The organism is Paenibacillus kribbensis (assembly GCF_002240415.1).
In the GTDB taxonomy this organism is placed as follows: Bacteria; Bacillota; Bacilli; order Paenibacillales; family Paenibacillaceae; genus Paenibacillus; species Paenibacillus kribbensis.
Map to the genome: position 1 here is coordinate 711311 of NZ_CP020028.1, position 21146 is coordinate 732456.

General features: G+C 37.0%; 12 protein-coding genes. All 12 read left to right on the forward strand.

What is annotated here, in order from left to right:
- The first annotated feature begins 9 nt into the window (after positions 1–9).
- Positions 10–1887, forward strand: coding sequence for a TnsD family Tn7-like transposition protein (locus tag B4V02_RS03225; protein ID WP_094153709.1), 1878 nt, complete (start codon positions 10–12; stop codon positions 1885–1887).
- 988 nt (positions 1888–2875) lie between these two features.
- Positions 2876–4480 (forward strand): DUF3696 domain-containing protein, encoded by a 1605-nt coding sequence (locus tag B4V02_RS03235; protein WP_094153711.1) that lies wholly within the window; start codon positions 2876–2878, stop codon positions 4478–4480.
- Positions 4477–5400, forward strand: coding sequence for a hypothetical protein (locus tag B4V02_RS03240; protein WP_094153712.1), 924 nt, complete (start codon positions 4477–4479; stop codon positions 5398–5400). The genes B4V02_RS03235 and B4V02_RS03240 overlap by 4 nt, the downstream gene beginning before the upstream one ends.
- A gap of 797 nt (positions 5401–6197) precedes the next feature.
- The gene (locus tag B4V02_RS03245; RefSeq protein WP_094153713.1) at positions 6198–9623 is read left to right on the forward strand and encodes a serine/threonine-protein kinase; all 3426 of its coding nucleotides are present in this window, start codon (positions 6198–6200) and stop codon (positions 9621–9623) included.
- Positions 9620–11575, forward strand: coding sequence for a TIR domain-containing protein (locus B4V02_RS26255; RefSeq protein WP_208618702.1), 1956 nt, complete (start codon positions 9620–9622; stop codon positions 11573–11575). Before B4V02_RS03245 ends, B4V02_RS26255 begins: the two co-directional genes overlap by 4 nt.
- A gap of 845 nt (positions 11576–12420) precedes the next feature.
- A complete protein-coding gene (locus B4V02_RS03255) occupies positions 12421–13542 on the forward strand; it encodes a pentapeptide repeat-containing protein (protein WP_094153714.1) in 1122 nt (373 codons plus the stop codon).
- Positions 13543–13590: 48 nt separating this feature from the next.
- Complete coding sequence (locus B4V02_RS03260) at positions 13591–14115, forward strand: hypothetical protein (RefSeq protein WP_244188442.1); 525 nt, start codon at positions 13591–13593, stop codon at positions 14113–14115.
- A gap of 22 nt (positions 14116–14137) precedes the next feature.
- On the forward strand, positions 14138–14797 hold the full coding sequence (locus B4V02_RS03265) for a hypothetical protein (protein ID WP_094153716.1): 660 nt from the start codon (positions 14138–14140) through the stop codon (positions 14795–14797).
- Entirely contained in the window at positions 14794–16218 is a 1425-nt protein-coding gene (locus B4V02_RS03270) for a phage baseplate assembly protein V (RefSeq protein WP_094153717.1), read from the forward strand. Before B4V02_RS03265 ends, B4V02_RS03270 begins: the two co-directional genes overlap by 4 nt.
- 29 nt (positions 16219–16247) lie before the next feature.
- Positions 16248–16682 (forward strand): DUF4280 domain-containing protein, encoded by a 435-nt coding sequence (locus B4V02_RS03275; RefSeq protein ID WP_094153718.1) that lies wholly within the window; start codon positions 16248–16250, stop codon positions 16680–16682.
- 11 nt (positions 16683–16693) lie between these two features.
- Positions 16694–19750 carry a phage baseplate assembly protein V gene (locus B4V02_RS03280; protein ID WP_094153719.1) on the forward strand — a complete coding sequence of 1019 codons (3057 nt, stop codon included), beginning with the start codon at positions 16694–16696 and terminating at the stop codon, positions 19748–19750.
- A gap of 100 nt (positions 19751–19850) precedes the next feature.
- On the forward strand, positions 19851–20687 hold the full coding sequence (locus tag B4V02_RS03285) for a hypothetical protein (RefSeq protein ID WP_094153720.1): 837 nt from the start codon (positions 19851–19853) through the stop codon (positions 20685–20687).
- Positions 20688–21146 lie beyond the last annotated feature (459 nt).

Here is a 21146-nt window from a genome sequence, read left to right on the forward strand (position 1 = left end):
GAATTAAGAATGAAATCTATAGCTTTTTTCCCTACACCATTTCCTGGGGAAGATTTTAGAAGCGTTTTATATCGTTATCATATTCTTTCGCTAAATCCGGAAATTTCAAGTTCAAATAAAGAATTGTTTGGGTCAGGCTCAAACTTTACTACTTTCCCCAGAGCTTTGGGCAAATTATTGGAAAAGCTCCCGACTTCTGTCCTTACAGTAAATCAAATTATAGAGAATCATACGCTTATACCAGTACTTTTCCCTTTTTTGTCCAAAAGTAAAAAAGAATATATCTTAAATGATGTGAAAAGAGGAGAGGAATTGAAAGATAGTTTCGTAGGGAAGTTGGTAGGGAATAAAAATGGTAAGCTTGTTTCACCTCATATTAAGTACTGCCCTTATTGTATAAAAGAAGATATGTCCAAGTATGGGTGGAGTTTTATTCATCGAGAGCACCAGTTTGCATTCATACATAATTGTCATGTTCACTCAATAGCTCTACTCACACATTGTAATGAATGCGGACTTGAATTTATGTATTCTCCAGTCAATGGAACATGTAAGAATGGCCATGAAATCCTCATTTCAAGTACTAAAGATATAAATAATGATTTTGAAAGGAATTTATACAATGATTTAGAGTATCTGTTTTTAAACTTTGCAAGTATTGATCTATCTTTAATAAAAATTAGATTTATAGAATATTTAAATGCAAATGGATACCTAGATTCAAATGGACAAGTCAGACGTTTATCCTTAATAAAAGATTTTTTGAATTATTATTCTCCGAGTGTCTTTGAGACTTTTGGACTTAATAAAAAACATATGTTACAAAGGTATGCTGTTGAAAGTGTACTCTATAATGAAAATTTAGTTGTAAATTTACCGTTCAATCTTCTATTAATAAGATATTTAGCAGGTTCAATAAAAATATTTATACAGGATCAGTTGCCATATACTTGTGATATTCCGTTTCCCATTGGTCCTTGGCGTTGTGAGAATAAATTCTGCCCAAAGTATCAACAATTTACTATTAAGAAGCGCACATGTGAGGAGATGCCCTCAAAAAGGATTATTGGGAAATTTTCTTGTGAGTTCTGCGAAGGAGAATACAAAATGGAATGGAAAGAAATAAAGAAGCCAAAATATAAGATGATAACCTTTCCAGAAAAAAAAGTTGAGTTAGTATGTGCCCTCTTAGAGAATGGCCAAGTGCCTGCCGAAATTGCCGAAAAACTCTATTGTTCCGAATATTTAGTAAAGGAGATTATGAAGAATAAATATAGGACAAATCCTCGAATTATTTCCTCTACATATTTTCAAGAGGTAGCAAGTACTATTGAAAATGAAATGGAGAATTCCAAGAGAAATTTATATAGAAAAAAAATACTGGAAATAATTAAAGATAATCCTGAACTTGGTAGATATCAATTATCACTAAAATGTAAGTCTGAATATCATTGGTTAAAACGTAATGATAGATCTTGGCTAGAGGGGCACGTCCAGCCTTCTAGATCCTTTAATCGCTTTGACTGGAGTGTAGTTGATGAGGCATTAGCAATACGGATAAGAGAAGTAGGGAAACTTCTATTAAAATCCAATCCTAATATGCGAATAGGCAGTTATACAATTATTAATGCTATGGAAAAAATCGAACGGGGTAGACTGAAAAGCTACATACAACATTTGCCCAAGAGCAAAGTAGCCTTAGAAGAGTGTGCTGAAACAAAAGAGGATTACCAAATTAGGCATCTACCTGCCTTAGTCTGGCAATTACGCCATCACTATAATTATAAGAGTATAACAATTGAAGTTATAATGGCTTATCGTAGATCCTATCGCGGTATATCAGACGAAATGAAAGAAATTCTTTCAGAGAAATTAAAGAGCTTATAATTTTAAAGCATGTTTTCACTACTATTAAGTCGATGTTATTCAAAAGGATTGTATCCCCTTCAATTAGGAATTTTAAAAACGGCAGCGGAGAAGGAGTGTTTTACAGGAAGATGAAAGTTAGTGGACTAGCAATTATTCCGACGTCTCTCTTTTTACTATGTACTGATAGGCATGTTGCCCATTTCATAATGTATGTACGTAATATCGGTAAACAAACTTTTTTCGATTATCCTGAACCAATCAGAAGTTTCAATTGTTTGGGAAAACGGTTGGTGTTCTTTGGTAGCTTTGACCCTTTATACGATGAGGATTGGCTCGTCGGATAGAAGTTACAAGTTTATATGTATGCATGAGTTTGGACGATACTATACTTCCGCTCGAGCCATATTTAATGACTAATCCTCAGGTATCGCTCGAAAGGGGGTAACGCTTCCGCTAGATATATTTTTCTCAAGCGCTTCTAGCTTTTTAGAAATTTATTCTCCATCTGTAGCAGTTGAATAGGTGATTCCTTACGTTTTAGTTTTCCTCTATGAAATTCTTCTACTGGCTTTCCGTCAGCATTTCATTTTCCAAGTTGCTTCAAGTAGCCAAAACTCTCCATGAAGAGCATAAGCTTAGGTCCATTGGCTCAGACAGTGCTGGCTTCTTGCGGTTGATGATAAATAGACTCAATCTCGTACCAAAAAAGTCTCCATCGGCGTTTGACCTTTTTCGTAACTCTGAACGGTAACCAGCTTAAAAGTTGTGGGATAGGTAATATTTTTCTCGAGGCGTTTCTGTACCTGAGTATTCAACACTGACTGTTGTGTTAGTGAAAAATGAACTTTTGCAAGAGGAAGAATGAACAGCAAATATTTTTTTGTTTTTACCATAAAGCGACAAAATACGACAAGGTGTTTGTGTATAATTTACTAGATAAGGTATGAGTCTTAAGTTGGATTATATATATTAGTAGGTACTCTTTCAATAATGTGGAGGGAAAAAAATGAATTCCTTTAAATTATTCAATATAAAATCCTTTTCTGAATATGCAGAAGTTGAATTGAAAAAAATCAATATTTTTGTAGGGAGGAATAGTTCAGGTAAAAGTAGTTTAATAAGATTTCCAGTAGTTTTAAGTCAAACTTTTCAGGAAGATATTCTAACTCCATTACTATTGTTTGGCAAATTAATTGATTATGGAAACTTCGATGATGTTATTTATAATCATAAGGGTGATAATTTTGGGTTTGGCTTCGGTTTTTCTTCAAAAGATATTCGTTTGGGGTTATTGAACAGATTCTACTTGTTTAAAAAAGATATTAAAGGTCTAATTAGAAACTTTTATAAGAACTTTGATAACGTTGATATTGAGATTAAAGTAAAGAAAATAAACAAAAAAATTATTGTAGACTCTTTTTGCCTATTTATAGATAAAAATTTGGTATTGGCTATTGATAGAGATGCAAAACGAAGTAAGTATGATCTTAGGATTCATTATTTTTTCAACCAAGAAAATTTAACACTTATTAAGTTAGAAGAATCTACTCTCTTAAATATAAACGTTCCTTTCAATAAATTTATTCCAGATATAAATTTGTATGGTGATTATTTAAAGGATTTTTATGAAAAAAATTTTGGTTATCTAGAGAAAGAAGATAAGGAACTATATAATACTTTTTTTGATTTTATTTTCAATAGGGAAATTCCTGATTTAAATAGTTTGAAAATGAAAAATCCTAATATTGTAATTTCCTCAAATACAGAGACTCAATTTGAACTTTTGAACACAACAATTACATCATTAATGATCTATTCTTCAATATTATCTTCAATTTACACTAATCTTAATAAATTCTCGAATGAAGTTACTTATATCGGTCCTTTTAGAGAAAATCCTGAAAGGGTTTATAGAGACTCGGAGAACAGTTTTAATGATGTTGGGAAAAATGGAGAAAATACTAGTTTGCTTTTACGTCAAGCAGATCAACAAAGAAATAACTTGTTAAGTAAGGTTTCAGATTGGTTTGAGTCATCAATGGGATACACAATTAATATTGATGAAATTGAGAATAGTAATCTTTTCAAAGTGGTAGTTTCATCAGTTGAAGGTAAAAATAAAGATAATTTAATAGATGTAGGGTATGGCATTGCCCAAGTGCTACCAATTGTAACTCAAGTGTTTTTAGATTACAGCTCAAATGATGAAATCAAGAGATATGCCTATAGAATGTCAAGAAAATCAGTTGTAATTATTGAACAGCCTGAGTTACATTTACACCCCGCTGCACAAGCAAACCTTGCAAATTTATTTGTTGATAAAGTTTTATCTGAAGGCAATAGTCAAATGTTAATTGAAACACATAGTGAACACCTAATTAGAAGAATACAAGTTTTAATAGCTGACCCTGATGTGAAAATCAATAATCAGGATGTTGCTTTTTATTATGTTGATAAAAATAATGATGGTTCCTCTTGTGTAAAGAAAATGGATTTGAACGAAAAAGGACAATTTATCGATGAATGGCCATCTGGTTTTTTTGATAAAGGGTATGAACTAAGCAAAGAACTATTAACAATGTCAAAGAAGAGAGGTATCCAAAATAAATGAATCTAGAAGTAACGATATGTCCATCATTACTTGAAAAATGTTTTGATGGTTTTAGTGATGCTTTTCACGAAAATATATTGTTAAAAGAAATAAAAAGAAGGAAAATAGTAATTCATCAGGAAATTGAGGATATTTATGAAGATTACATTAGGCTTAACAGGCCTGAATTATTTGACCTTTATGCTACTTTTGTTAGTTCCATACTTAACAATGAGAATTATTCCAAATTGATAGATGAGTTTAATGAGAATGCGATTGTAAATTCAATTTTTCCTCACAGCAAAAATAATGTTGTCATTTGTAGTATTTGTAATGATACGAAGGATAGAATACTACTAAGTGAGTTGATAAATAGTACTGAAAAGTCAGAATTGGTAAAAAAACTAAATATCAATACTTTTAGTAGTGTAGATATACTAGATGAAAAAAAATCTACAATTTTGAATTTATATAAAATACCTATTTATAAACGTATTCCTCGAGGAGCAAATAGTAGTAATCTTAGTGAATGGCTAGGAAGATTTCTTTTGGAAGAAAAAGAGATAACGATTATAGATAATTACTTATATGAGAACTCTGATAACTTTTATAAATATGTTTTAAGCAAGATAGATGTTTCGGCTAGCGTTAAATTAATTACTAAACTAAACGGAAAGATAACTGAAAGAGATATAATAAACAAATTCAAGGCTGCCCCATTCAGTTCATGGAATATAAATGAGATAAATATTGTTTCTGGAAAAAGAGAACAGCATGCTCGAAATATTATCACAGAAAATTATTTAATTATGATTGATAAAGGTATGGCCGCATTTGGTACAGGGAAATCCAATTCAACTGATCAATCGGATATTACAATTCATTATAAAAACAGAATACAGGGATATTCCCTTCCTTTTAATATAAGGAAAATTATATGACGGTATGTATTTGGAATTAAGCTCTCTAAATGAGGTTAGGTGATAGGCCAATTGTATTCATACTCTTAAGTGTTAATTGAGCCTTAATCAAAAAAAGTATCTGGTTTTTTTGTATAATAATGTGCATGTGAATTTTTAGCTTTAAAGTGTAATTTACTATTTCCCTTAATTTTTAATACTGTGATGTGCAACACCAGTGGGGCTTCATATGCGTAAACAGACTTATGAGTATGAATATTTAAGTAGCCTTTGTAGGGTGAACTGACAGTGTATCCATAAGAATGATTGCACATAGGAGGTTTATGAATGAAATTACAGTTCTCTGCTATACATTGATAGAGCGATTTGATGTGGAGCCGCTGCGGGGCATTGGCCCAAGTCGCGAACCTAGGGAGTCAGCCATGCTAACTGGCATATGATGCCCGCCATTCATATAAAAATCATAGTCTATTCAATCATGCCAAATAGCGAGAGGCGTAATTACTTTAGGAAATAGTATGAATGATGTGCTGTATTAAGGATATAGATAGTATGCACTTGTCAGAATATTGCATATCATTCTACAAAAGGAACGAAAATCTTATGGTGTACTTAATCTGTGTGTGGACAAGGCAAGAATGGCATACCCTTTGAATTTGTGAGTCAGTGATTAAGAATAGAACAACTCATGTTTAATTTTCATTTAATTAGGGAATGTTTTTGGTGAGTAAAGTTAAATAGACTCTTTTTAAATATTAAGTATTAAGTATTAAGTATTAAGTGGGAATTTTTACATTATAAAATGGGGGGGATAATAGATGGCTTCTAAATTATTTGCTTCAAGATATCGGCTTATAAGACTTATACATGGGAGTGGTCAGAGTGAGGTATGGGTTGCTCGAGATTTGGATAGTGAGAATGATACTTTAGTTGTTATTAAAATTCTCTTAGGTAATAGTGATCTTATATTAAGAGAATTTTTCATACGTGAAACTGAAGCACTGACACAAATAAAGCATGCGGGGATTGTAAAATTATTTGATTGGGGATTTGATAACGTCGAAAAAAAATACTGGATTTCATTGGAGTATTTAGAAGGTGTGACTTTGGAAGAAAGGATAAAGAAATCAAATGGATTAAAGGATTCTGGTGTGCAACTTATCATAGATGTGATTGATGCGGTTGCAGCGGCCCATGCCAAAGGAATTATTCATAGAGACCTGAAACCTTCAAATATTATGTGTGAGGATACAGGAGATATTAAAGTGCTTGACTTTGGTATATGCAAGATTAAAACCCTTTTACAACAAGGAACAACAGTAAAGGGATTTGGGACACCTCCTTATTCTGCACCAGAACAAATTGGACAAAAGGATGTTGATTTTAGAGCAGATATTTATTCCCTTGGCGTAATTTTTTTCTATATGCTTACAGGTGAACAGCCGATTATAACATCAGTGTTTGAACAGGTACAAGCAAATGCATCAATTCCTGAAGAATATAAAAAAATAATCATAAATATGGTCCAATATGAGAAGGAAGACAGATACCCATCGGTTTTGCATGCAAAGCGTGAAATACAGAAAGTCTATAAGAAAGAATTAAAATATAAAAGCACATATTATGTAAAAACAACACAAAATCTCTGTAATGGTATGGTTTCTTTGGGTTTAATTGATTTTAATACAGAAAGTGAAGCAAAGATGTGGCTCGATAATGCGTTTAATGATAGTTTAATTAGTATTGAGCAGGGGAGAGATTCCGTTAACTGGGTATTATATACTCACCAGTATAGAATCAATGCTGTTATGGATAAAGACGGAAGAAGTCTTAGACTTAAAAGTATACACTATACGTTGTCAGCTGATATGGCTAAAAATAAGGAACTATCATTTGAATGTAATAATTGCTGGATTTCAATTCCAGGTAGGGCAATAGTACCGAAAGACTCAAATATTAAATTATTGTTAGAAGAGGCGGAGAATTGGAGGAAACAACAAGATATAAAAAGAAATAAAGAGCTTGAACATAAAAGAATTCTTGCTCAATGGGAAAATGTATTAAAATTACAAAGAAAAGCATTATTAGAAAAGGACTTCTCTTTATCATATGATAGTTGGGATATTTCACAAGACCATTCTAAATTGGAAGTTATGCTTGTTGATGAGAAGGAAATTTCAAACTTATATAATGAACAGCCTCTATTGATAGATTCTTCTAATGGTAAAAAAATCAGTGTAGGTTCTTTTGCAGGACTTGAAGGCAAAAAACTTTCTATCGCTTTAGCACGTGAAGTGAATATTGACGAAATAAAGGAATTTGGGGAAATAAGTTTAGATAATCGTCAAGTATCATCAGCTTTAAAAAGACAGGAAGATGCAATTAGAGCGGTAAGGTATGGTGATTCAAGTAATCCTAAGCTATTAGAGATTATTGATAACCCAAATGTTAATAATGAATCCAAGGAAGTTATTAATGTTACAGAATATATACAAAATGATCTGGATGAAGCAAAAAAAGAAGCAATTAAAGCAACATTACGTTCTGATATTTACCTTATTCAAGGTCCTCCGGGAACTGGAAAGACAAAAGTTATCAGTGAGATAATAGTACAATTGTTAAAAAACGATCCTTCTACAAAAATACTATTAACTTCCCAATCAAATGCCGCAGTTGATAATGCTTTAGAGGCTGTTTCAAAAATTACAGGAGACTTGACATTATTAAGAATTGGAAGAAAAGAGAAAATTGTTGATCGGCTAATAAATTATCAGCTTGATGGTACCCTTAATTCTTGGATTCAAAAGACAAAAAATAAAAGCGACTCTTATTTGGAAGATTTATATGATTTGAATCGTATAGATATCAATATATTAGCTGAGTATAAAACGATACTACGCCAGTGTTTTAGCAAGTACGACGAATTATATGAACTAGATAATGAATTGTCGAAAATAAAGTATAGATTATTTGAAGAAAAAAATGAAGAATATATTAATTTCGAACTTTGTTGTACGCTAGAAAAAAAAATACATGAAATGGATAAGGAGAAGGATAGTTATATTCAGGACTTAATTAATGATATTAATAAAATAATGAAATTTCTTAGATTGCCCTCTAATAGAATGACTTATTATAACCTTGAAGAAATAAAAAGTAACTTATCAGTTCTTGAGAAGGAGATGGAGCGTAAGCTAATTAATCTTAATCATCTTGAGCAAGTTGAGCTGATTAGACAAGAGTGGTTGAGCAGATTAGGAAAGGGAAGGGAATTCGAAGCTATATGTGCAAGTGAAGCACAGGTCGTTGCTAGTACTTGTCTTGGAGTTTCAAATATACCTGGGGTGTGGTCATCCGAATATGATTGGGTTATCGTTGATGAAGCGGGCAGAGCTACCCCTCCAGAAATTCTTGTTCCATTGGTTCGAGGAAAGAGAATTCTCCTTGTAGGAGATCACAAACAGTTACCCCCTGTAGTGGACATAGATATAAGTCAGGAAGAAAGAGAAAGACTTGAATTGCCGGAGGGAGTATTAGAAAGAAGCTTATTTGAGGACATATTTCATAAATCAAATGATGAAATAAAATCAATATTAAATATCCAGTATAGAATGCATACAGGAATTGGTCGTTTGGTTAGCCAAGTATTTTATGACGGCAGCATTGAAAATGCTGAGTTTACTAATAGTCTAGATCATAGTTTAAAAAGTTGGAGAGAAAAAAGTGTGGTGTGGGTATCTACCAGTAACAGTGAGGAAAGATATGAAAAATCTATTGGGAGAAGCAAGCAGAATCAGTTAGAGGCAAGGATAATTTCGAGTTATTGTGAACAAATTGAAAAAGAGTTGAAACTATCAAATCAAAAAATGTCACTTGGTATCATTTCTGGCTATGCGGAACAAAAAAATTTGCTTGAACAATTAATAAATTCTAAAGATAGAAATAAATGGAATAATTTAACTATTGATATTGATAATATTGATGCTTTTCAAGGACAGGAAAGAGAAGTTGTTATGTATAGCGTTGTTAGAAGTAACAAACGACGTGATATTGGATTTTTGAAAGATTTTAGAAGATTAAATGTCGCATTTTCACGTGCAAGAAAACTCTTACTTGTTATAGGTGATCACGAAATGGTACTGGAAGCAAACACATACAATGATGCAAATCCGTTTGCTGAAGTAATTAGGCATATTGAAAAAATTGATACAGATAATTGTGTCTTAGAGGTGTTACCTAAGTGAAAATAGAAGAATTAGCTGCAAAGTATGCATATAGTATTCTTGGTTACGATTTAGTCTATTTCTCTGAAGTGGCTTTTCCAGTTTGGAGAGTCAATCTTTCATTATTGATGCTTCAGGAAGTTCCATTAAATGTTGTGGATGAATTTATTCTGAAGTTAGTAGAGATAAAAATTGATAGAATAGAAGCTATTTCAAATATACTTGGTATTGACGATGCGATCATCAGCGATGCTACTGCCAATCTTATGAGAAGTGATAATTTAAGGTTTGAAAACAGTACGAAGACTTTTATGCTTACCGATAAAGGGAAAGAAACCTTGGAAAACATTAAAATACTAGTGCCAGAGGAGAGATATTTTTCATTTTATATTGATGCAATTACAGGAATTTATAGTCCAGTTGAAGGTTACAATTTCAATACTCCACAATCTATCAAGCAACAAGCAATTCACTCTATTCACCCGAGTAAAAATGTACCGAGACCAGTAGAAGAAAGTATATCTTTTAGTAAGCTTGAGAGTTTACTTAGAGATATGCAACGTAAGGGTCAAGGTGCTGTTCCTAAAGGAGATATTTTAGAAATAAATAGCATTGAGAAAGTTTTCATGATGTACAAAAAACTTAGGGTATTAGTGTTCTATGACTTTCAAACAAAAAAATATCAATATATGGTTTTCGACCGTGATCATCGCGCAAGTGAATTTGATGGAGTATTACTTACAGCAGATATAGAGGAGCAGTTAGGGGTTTTACCAGTTGAGAAAATTGAACTAAGACAAAATAAAATTTTGTCTCAAGAGTTAACGACTGTACTCTTTAATGAGGCTTCGGTCAATTCAGAGGAGCTTGTTAAGATTGAGAAAAAATTACTGCAGTTAACCCAAGATAAATCAAATATAAAATATTTTAAAACTGATGAAGTCGAAATTCTAAAGAGTGATATTGAAGGGTTGAAAAAAACAACTAGATTACTTAGGAGATTTGAGTTTCGAATGATAATGGAGAAAAGCCTTGAAGAGAGCAGAAAGTGGGTAATAATCTTAGTACCATTTTTATTATCAGATACATTCGATGACGATTTACTAGCTAGGATTGATAAGACACTGCAGCAGAGCACTAAGGTATATTTAATATATGGTACTAATACTGAAACTAAAAACTCCTGGAGGCTAAAAGAAGAAAAGAATATATTAAACAAACTAAGAGCCATCAAAGAAAAAAAACATGGGAAATATTTAAAAATAAAGCAGATCGTTGATACTGAAGAAAAGGTTCTGATAAGTGATACTAATTTTATGACTATAGGTAATTACAGTTGGTTGGAAATGAACGGAAATTCAGGTACGGGTCTAAGGCTTGAAAAGAACATTTATACTGAGAATAGACAACAAATATTACAAACAATAGAAGAGATTGAGGGAATTGCGGATCTCACTAAAGGAGATATAAAGTTGAATAATGACAGGCAAGTAAATGGGGAAATAGCTCAAGCTAAAGTTTTTTTCTCGTATTCCCATAAAGATGAGGGTATGAGGGATGAGCTTGAGAAACATTTAATTATGTTAAAAAGAAAGAAGATAATTTCAACTTGGCATGACCGTAAGATTGATGCAGGTGGAGTATTAGATAAAGAAATTGATGAAAATTTAAAGCATGCTGACATAATCCTTTTGTTAGTAAGCGTGGATTTCCTTGCATCTAACTACTGCTATGAGATAGAAATGGAAGAAGCTTTGAGAAAGCATTCTAATGAAGAAGCAGTAGTTATTCCGATAATATTAAGATCTTGCGATTGGCAGTCGGCCCCCTTCTCTGGATTACTAGCTTTACCATTAGACGGGAAGCATGTTTCATCTTGGGAAGACAAAGATGATGCTTTTTTGAATATTGCTAAAAGTATTGAAAACGTGGCAATAAAAATAAATAAGAAAAAATCTAGAAATTCTTTTTAGTTTCCAACTTTTTTTTGTATGGAAATTTTAGGCGGTTCCAAACTTTTTATTTTTCGCCTGTTTCAAATGCCACAACAAACCCTATAAAATCAACAAAATTGGTTCCATACTTTTTTATCATCCGACAAAAAGCTGTTGTTAAAAGAAAATAAAGTATTAGACTGAAAAATAAAGTGTTAGACTCGGAAAATAAAGTATTAGACTAACAAATTTGGCCATACTACTACTAGAAGCTCTTCTACTGTCTACAGAGCTGACATCCAGATTTAACATCATGACTCCAAACGGGGCTGCCTTCGGGTAGCCCTGTTTTCTTTTATAGGAGGCGAAACCATGGCAAAACCGTAAGTGTGAAATCACAGATGCCAAAATTGATAGATTCATCAAAGAAGGTAGAGGTCAAGGAACAGGAGCCGACTACCTTCGTTACTTCTATCTGTTCATCCCGCTCTCTGAGCGGGTTTTAGCTTTTTATTGAGTAGAGTATAGAAATGAGATTATTAAGTCTTAAAGGTTCACTATGATTTATAAACATCATATGAAACGAGGAAAGATGGAGGGAGAAATTAATTATATTTACTCACTCTCCTAAGATATACGATTTGATAGATTAGTTGTATAGCAAAGTCTTTATTGTTTACATTGAAAATAACACGTATTATGGTTCTTTCTATAAACAAAATCACTAATCTATCCGATACATACATAAGGATGTTTTATTGTTAAATATACCCTTGAAAATTATGATTTCACATATCATTTATATTAGATTTCGGTTTAAGATAAACAGCTACTTTAATACGCACAGCAGTATGTAAACGCAGCAACCAGAAAGGAGATGGAACGTGAATCGTGAGGAAATTCTTCAACATTTTGCAAATGAGGTCTACGAACCGTTAAAGCATCAAATGTTATTTACGTTGGAAGCCTCTTTTCAAAATCGTAAGCATGCTTTGGCGAAGACATTTCGTAATTCACTGGAGCAACTACTCGGGAAAGTCAAGCAGATGCAGCGAGAAGGTACCAAGCAGGCGTTGGGATATATATCTTACTCCATGCTTCGTACCGAATTAGCAAACGGAAGGGCGACCTATTTGGTGGAGGCCATGGACAAGACGTGGTTTATGGATCGCCATCCTTGCCGGGATACCTATGATGCAGAATGGGCCTTTTGCTATTTGGACGAGTGGAAGACTGAATTAAGTAAGCAAGCTAAGAAATATGGTGGAAGAATCGGATTAGATGATATAGAAAGGATGAAATTACACGCAGCAATGCATATTCATCAATATATCATTGCTTTGGCGCGTTTTAGTATCACAGAGGCATGGTTGGATGAAATACAGTTGGAAGATGTGTTCGAACTGAGAGTCGGAGAGTATTTAGATCGAAGCGAAGTCGTTTATAAACGAGATGTGTGTGTCAAAGATTCGACGGTGATGAAAGAGTGGCTTGAGGAAAAGAAGCCATATGACTACATACATGAAGTTTTTCGGGGAATTGACGGATCTCAAGGAGATTATGAAGGAATACGTCTGCAATATGCCGATTTGAGTGAAAGTTCTTTCAACAATAGTGTTTTTACAGAAGGGAATTTGATTGGTTCTTGTTGGAATAAAGCCTGTTTACAAGAAGCGGATTTTAGTGGTTGTTTGATTCAGGAAGCCCGTTTTGAACAAGCCAACTTAAGAGGGGCATCTTTCCGGGATGTAATAGCTGTACCTGGAATTTACCAGTCTGAACGATGGGAAAGACCCGGTTTTCAACCCGTAAGTTTTGCAGGAGCGGATCTTACAGGAGCCCAATTTCAGGGAGCTTACTTGAAGGATGCAGATTTCACCGGGGCCATATTGCGGGGGGCTGACTTTATGGGGGCAGCGTTTGAGGGAGCCTGCTTCAAAGGTGCGGTGCTGGATGGAAGCCGGTTTAGTTTAGGCATGCATCCAGTCGTACAGAGTCTAACTTAATTTGTATAACACAATGCGGGAAAAACGGAATGAAAGGGATGTGGCATAGTGAAGTATTTCCTTTGTCAGCAGGATGATCGGATGTTGTATGCTGCTGTTCCCGTATGGGATGAAGAAGCAAATGCAGAGATGATGGACCTAAATGACTGGACGAATTGGCCCCCATCTTATGCTGCACAGTTTAAGGTTAATGGTCACGATTATACAGTTTACCCTGATATTCTAATGGGTTCAAGGATGATGGTATCTGATGCTGTGTATGAATTGTTACAGGTCTATGTGCCGAGCTTGTTCAGCCGTATGGCTTTGCTTCGGGATATGGAACGTTCGCAGCAAAAGTTGTATTGGATGATTCAACCCCCTTTAGTGGATTGTTTGGGTGAGCAAAGCCAATTTCGTCCCGGAGGAACATTGATGAAGCTGGTCATAGATCGAAAACGTACCGAGGGGAAATCCCTATTGCAAGTCCAAGGGTTGCGTGAAACCTGCATGTTGGTCAATCTGGCATTGGCGGAAAGTCTGTTGCGGAGAGGGACAAGTGGCATCACCTTTCAGGAAGTCGCCATGCAGTAATAAAGATGGGAGTGGATGATGTATGGAACATCTGGATAAGAAAATTGTTTCGTTGCTACACACAGTAACAGCAGAAAATACCGAAAATGATCAATCTTTAATTCAGGATGAAGGAGTGAATCACGCTCACGGGAAGGAACCGTTTGGACAGCTCTTACAAACATTTATGCAACTCGGTGGGGAAAGATTTATTTTTGCTCAGCGACATTTGCTGGATGAACGCATCAGTATAACAATGCCAAAGAGCTTTCGGGATATGCCCATGCACGAGCAACGATTAAAATATCCCTCTCATCATCGTCCGGATTTTATTTTTACCAATGACACAGGCACGATTAACTTAACCTTCAAGCATACCGAGAGTCCATTACAAACCGAAGAGTTGGAAAACTTTACGGATGAGATGGCTCAGGTGGTAAAACAAACCCAGAAGTTGACTGAATGGTTTGGCCATGAAGTGCTGGAGAACGAAGAGTGTCAGATTGGATACTGTGAATTTATGACACCAGTATGGAATGCGCGTGTGTATAATTTATCCTTTTTTACGGTGCTGGAAGGACGTGCGCTCATGTGTACTTTTAACTGTACGGATGAAGAGATGGCGACCTGGCAGCCAATAGCCCGCAGTATGCTGCTAACGTTGAAAATCGAGTCTGAGCGAAAGGAAAATCAACCCTTATGACATTAACCCATATTACATATGATCGGCTGCAAATTACACCATTTGAAGTGGTTAGCATTCAGGAACTGCATATGACCAAGCGACTGAATGAGCACACCCGGCTCTCTTTTACCGCTATTTTGCCTGAAGAACTACAGGACAGTTATGTCCAGTTGATCGAAGCCGATTCACCGGTTTGTGTATCACAACTAGATGAGGCAGGCACTCCAACACCGCTATTTAACGGAACGGTGCTCCATATGGAAGTCAAAGTGGTCAGAGATGTGTATTACCTGGAGGTCGAGGCAATATCACACACGTATAAACTGGATATTCGTAAAAAGAACAGGTCCTTTCAAGATAAAAATATGAAGGTTGAGGAATTGCTGCGAGCTGTAGGTGCAGATTATCCCGGTTTTGATATCATTGATTCGGCTACAGGGGGAGCGACTTTAGGCCGTATAGCAGTCCAATATCGTGAAACCGATTGGGAGTTCCTCAAGCGGATCGCTTCGCGTTACCATACTTCACTCACGCCTGCGTCGGTATTTGATGTGCCGAAGTGCTATTTTGGAGTCGAGGAAACCCAGTCTGGACTGGACTTAACCAATTATCATTATACCGTCAGCAAGCGAGTTGGAGATTATCGTTATTTTAACGGCAATGATACAGCACATGTAAACGAGCATGATTTTATTGATTACCGGGTTGAGGCGGAGCAGGTATTGGAGCTCGGCAGCACCGTTACCTTTAAGGGTAAAAATCTGTATGTGTACAAGGTAGACACTCATATGCAAAAAGGAATGATGCAGCACGTGTATACCCTGACTTCCCACAAGGGATTGAGACACCAAGAGGTGTTTAACGAGCAGCTTATCGGTCTGTCTTTACCTGGTAAAGTCATTCAGGTAGAGCGAGATCGTATCAAACTACATTTACATATCGATGCTGCGCAGGACCCTACAAAGGCCCACTGGTTTACCTATGTTTCTCCTTATACTGCAGAAGGACATAGCGGATGGTACGTAATGCCTGAGCTCGGGGATACCGTTCTGCTCTATTTCCCTGTCCATCGAGAAGAAGAGGGCATGGCAAGTACATCTTTGCGCGAAAAGAATCGGAGTGCGGGGCAACACGCTCTTGCACATCCTGACATCAAATTGTTTCGTACCCTGCACGGCAAGGAAATCAAATTAACCCCTGATGAAATTGTCATCACCAGTAAAGAGGGGACGATGTATATCCAGTTAAATGAGAAAAATGGAATTCACATTGTAAGCGATAAACAGATTCAATTTTCAGCAGGAGGGAATATCTCCCTTCATTCCGGCAGTAAAGTGAAAATCACGGCCGGGGATGAAATTCAAATGACGAGCAAAGGCAGTACCGTATCGTTGGGTGGAATAACCAATGTTTTGGGTAGCGAAGTGAAAACAAACTAAGAAAGGACATGGGGAAGGGGAAGAGAAGAATGGCAAAAAAATCTCATTCGGAAGAGGAAACTATTCAGGCTGGACGGGGAAGCAAGCAGGGCTACGTAGTTGCCGGGGCCATCTTGAGCTGCAGCTTTGGTACGCAGCCGACACGGCTCAAACGACCGTTCAGTCACGGCGTATATGTGAAGGAGAAAGCCCAAATGAATGTTGGAGATTACTTGCCCGGCACCAATATCAGCAATTTTGGCCGTTGCTCCTGCCCAGCCAATCCAGCGGTCAAAAGCAGTGACATGGTCGATATTTATGGGGTCAAAAAAGCGAACTGTGTTCCGGTGATCACCGGACCCTGGATCGGGGGCAAAAGCGATGTGCTTGTGGAAGGAGAACCGGCCTTGCTGGACCAGTGCTCGAATGCGTGCCTATACGGGGGAATGATTCGGATTACAGACGATGGCCAGACGCTGGAGTAGGGAGGCACAAGTTGAATCATACACAAACAATGTTAACGTATACGGAGTTGGAATGTATAGGTCCATATCCTCTTCAGACGATCCATGAACTGCGTATTGAACGGAAACTGAACGATCATGCCCGGTTAAAGATCAGTGGATGGATAGATGAAGAGCAGAGAGATCATTACATAGAACAGGATCAGGATAACGAGCTTGTCATCATCCGAACCAAAACAGACAATGGCCAACCTGAACGGATTTTGTTCCATGGTTTATTGGTTCGTGCAGAAACACGAATGGTGCGTGGTATCTATTATGTGGAGCTTGAAGCGGTATCTCATACGATTCAGTTAGATATTACACCTGTGACCCGTTCTTATCAGCATTCCTTAATGCCCTATGAAAAGTTGATCAAGCAAATCATTCAGAAGTACAGTCAGGCCGATGTTATCGATAACGCAACAAACGGTGCTACCTTGCATGCATTTACTTTACAGTATCAGGAGACGGATTGGGCTTTTCTCAAACGGATCGCTTCCCGATTTGGAGCTGTGCTGATTCCGGAAATTTCATTAAACGGACCCAAGTTCTGGTTGGGTATGCCAGAGGGGCAGTACGTTGAGATGAAGCATCCGGTTTACCGTACCCGGCGCAGTTTTGATCTCAACAGCAAAACGGAATTCAGCTACTTGCTGCAGAGTGAAACGCTTGCCCGGCCCGGGGATCTGACGGATTGGAATGGCGAACAATGGATGGTAGCGGAAGTCACTTCTGAATTGCAAAAAGGAGTGCTGCTACACGAGTATGAACTGATTCACGAACAGGGAATTCATCAAACAGAGATTTTGTGCTCGAACCTCACCGGAGCCTCACTGGAAGGGCATGTATTAGAGGTCCAGTCAGGCCGAATACGTGTTCATCTTACAGTGGATGAAAAGCAGGATCGGGAAACGGCATGTTGGTTTCCATATGCCAGCAGTTATACAGCCGAAGGGAATAGCGGTTGGTACGTCATGCCGGAACGAGGAGATAGGGTATCCGTCCGGTTCCCTACAGAGCAGGAGGCGGATGGATATGCGGCAAGCTCCATACGACAAGGGAGAAACTCGCCAAAGCTCGCTGACCCAGCCACCAAGTATTGGGGGACACCTCATGACAAGGACATCAAGCTAAGTGCCAGTGAGTTGAAGATGACGGCCAAGTCGGAGCAGGTTTACATTCAATTGAATGCATCGGGTGTTCAGGTCGTCAGTGAGCATGAATTGTCATTGTCGGCGGGCAATACACTTTCATTGCATGCAGATGGGGAACTGAATATTCAAGCTGCCGAGGCCATCTATTTCAAAGCGGGCAGTAGCAGCTTGGTGTTGGACGGTGAAACGGATATCCGGTCCGCTAAAGTCCAACTGGAGGGTACGGTTAAAAAACCGGTTTTTGTAGCTGAACTGGCACCAGTCTGGGAGCCGCCATTAATGTCTGTAAAAGCCTATGCGGAGGCGCAGGCGGCGAAAAGTGCAGCAAATAGCAGTACAGGAGGAAACTCCAATTCAAGCGTTACATCGAAAGATGGGGGAGCCGTTAAGTCAGCCGTAAACACTCCGAATTCACCGAAGGCTAGTCTACTCGATGGCGTATTAGGATTAGCCCAGAAAGTATGTGATGTGGCTGGGTCTATTCCTGTCTTGGGAGCCATTCCAAAAGCAGCAAGTCAAAAAATAGCTTCGATTCGTTCCGAGGTCGCTTCCTCCGGACCGTCATCCATAGTTAAATATGCGGCAGCCGGTTTGTCCATGATTGCTAGTGTACCTTCCCATGGTTGGGGAGTGGTGTTGGGGAAGACTGCCAACGTTGCTGCCCAAACCTTACATGCGCATGCGGAGGAACAGAAGGCGCGTGAACAACATGCGATGATGGATTTCTTGGGCAAGGTGTGGACGAGTGCCAGAGGATATGGAGGAGTACAATCCATATCGGATTTCATCAACTATGTAAAAGGAGTCAATCAGGCTTCCGTCCAAGCCTATAGTGATATTCCTTCTGATATACGGGAACGCTGGTATCAAAGAAATGTGGATCAACAGTTTGAGGATGCGCTGGATGCTTATTATAATGATCAGGCCCCCTTCTCAGATATAGTCGCATTAATGGAACATCAGCGGCAGACAGGCAATCATTTTCGATATAGCGACAGAGCTTTGATGAGTCCCAACTATCGGGATGATATGAAAGGGTATACGACGGAACAGAAGAAATATCTAATTGATTTTCTGAATTCGATTGACGAATATAGAAAAGAGTATGGGCACTATCCGTATAGGGAAAGTCCTTTTATGAAAGACCTGGATGAGACTGAGCGGATTGTGTTCAATGAAATCAAAAACTCCTCTCATGAATATCTAGAGGCAACATGGGAGCGAATACGTAACTTTCCTAATCTAGATATTCGTCAAATGGTAGCCGATAACTTTAAAGGAAAACAAGACGTAGCAGATAAAATTGTTAAAGTCATAACGCAACCAGAGGCTGTTTATGAAAAAGTAAAAAATAGCTCCAAACAAGAAAATGCCCATCTGTTAGTAGAAGCAGCATTTGCGTTTGTAGTTGGAAGGAAAGGAAAGAAAGGAAAGGAAGGAAAGAAACATTCCAAAGATGACGGTGCTTCATCAGGAGGATCGCATAAGAAGGATGATCATCTCTCTGAGGGGCCAGAATCTATACCACCTGAGAAATTATTAGGAATTGAACATGCAAATATACTAAATCCAAGAGATTCTTTAAATCAAAAAATTCCAGTAAGAGGCGGTATATCAGGAAAAACAGAAAGTCGTCATTTAACTAAACATGAGAGAAATTTAGCTAATCAAATTCTTGATGATATTTCAGCGCAAGCTCGGGGTGACAAAAGCGCTAAAGCGCGTTTAGAGGCATTAAACGATCATGTTCTTGATAATAGGCGTAATGGGCAGAATTTCGCAGGGTGGAATTCTGTATATATACGAGATGAACATGGAAACAATGGTGTAATGCGAATTATTTATAAGCAAACTCCTAAAGGGATTGAGTGGCATGTAGTACAATGGCACTAGGCTTTCTATGGTAGAATTGCTTTTATTGCCATTAATCTGATATAAAGTCGTGTAAAAAGTTAAATTAAGTAACACTAACAATAGAAAGGGAGAAAGTCTAGTGGACGAGAAAGTTAAATATATTAATGAGCTATTCAAATATCTAACACAAAATAATGATACAAAAGAATATCAAACGTTTTTTGCTCTACTAGAAAAAGTAAAATATAATCCTAGCTTGCTAGAATATTACGGAGAAGAATTTGTTGAACATTTGATAGACCTTCTCCCGCGTATAGAAGATAAGTATGATCAAGCTTCAGTAATAGAAACAATCATTGAATGTTTAGACATTTACACATGTAGTGAAAACTACCTCAAGGAAATCTTTGATAAATATATGTTATGTGTAGCTGAAAAAGCTGTTAATGTGAAAGGAATGTCAGCTTGTTTAATAGGGTTTATACAAGCGGGAATTAGTGAAAAAGAAATAATTAAGAAGTTGGAAGAGAATTTAGAGAAAGAACACTTAATAAACGTACTCTCAAGAATGTACATCAATTTTCTTGCTAATTCTGTAGAAGCCAAATCTTACTTGATGAAGGAAGTACAAGAGGCTTATTATTTAATCCAGCGTTCTGGAATTATCGCTCAATTTTTATTATTAGTGCATCCACACGTTCGGAAATATGCGGGAATAAGTCAGATCACGTTCTTATACGATTCATACAGAGGTGTGTATGAGGATTGCTGGCCAAGAGGGTTACTTCCCAATATGAAAGACACGCTTATTAAGTCAAAGGTGCTGTCATCAAAGGAAGTAAGTATTTTAGAAGAGTTGGATAGGTTAATCAATAAGCAAGAAAAAGAATTAGATTCGATGGAAGTTAGAAAATTGTATGAAGATTTTTTCGCAGGTAAAGATCCACTTGAGGTAATCTTTACTTTGCCAGTGTAGAAAATTATGTAAGATGATTCTACCTAACCACTTGATGATATGTTCCTTGGATTAAGCGGGCGGTAGATAACGAAGCCAAGCAAATTCGATTATTCTTCCCCCTGCTAAGATTGAATTGATATGTTATTCCGATGTGACATATTCAAGATTAAATAATCGCCCTATGCTTCTGTGTGTGATTCCTACCTATAGAGTATCTACATATAAGAGGAAATATCTCGAAAGGAGAAGTCGTTTATATTATCCTGTAAAAGACTGCATTCAAAAGTTTGGGCTAACACATCGGGCGTTTGTCGTTCTGTATGATATCTCTTGAGAGGTTTCGTAGTTGCTTGTTTATTGCTACACTGATTCCATCCCCCGCTTCGGCTACGATGAACAGGAAGCTATGATGGAAGTGGAGAGCAGCAAGAACCTACCGCGGCAGCGGTAGGCAGGGCGAATCAATGAAGCATCTCC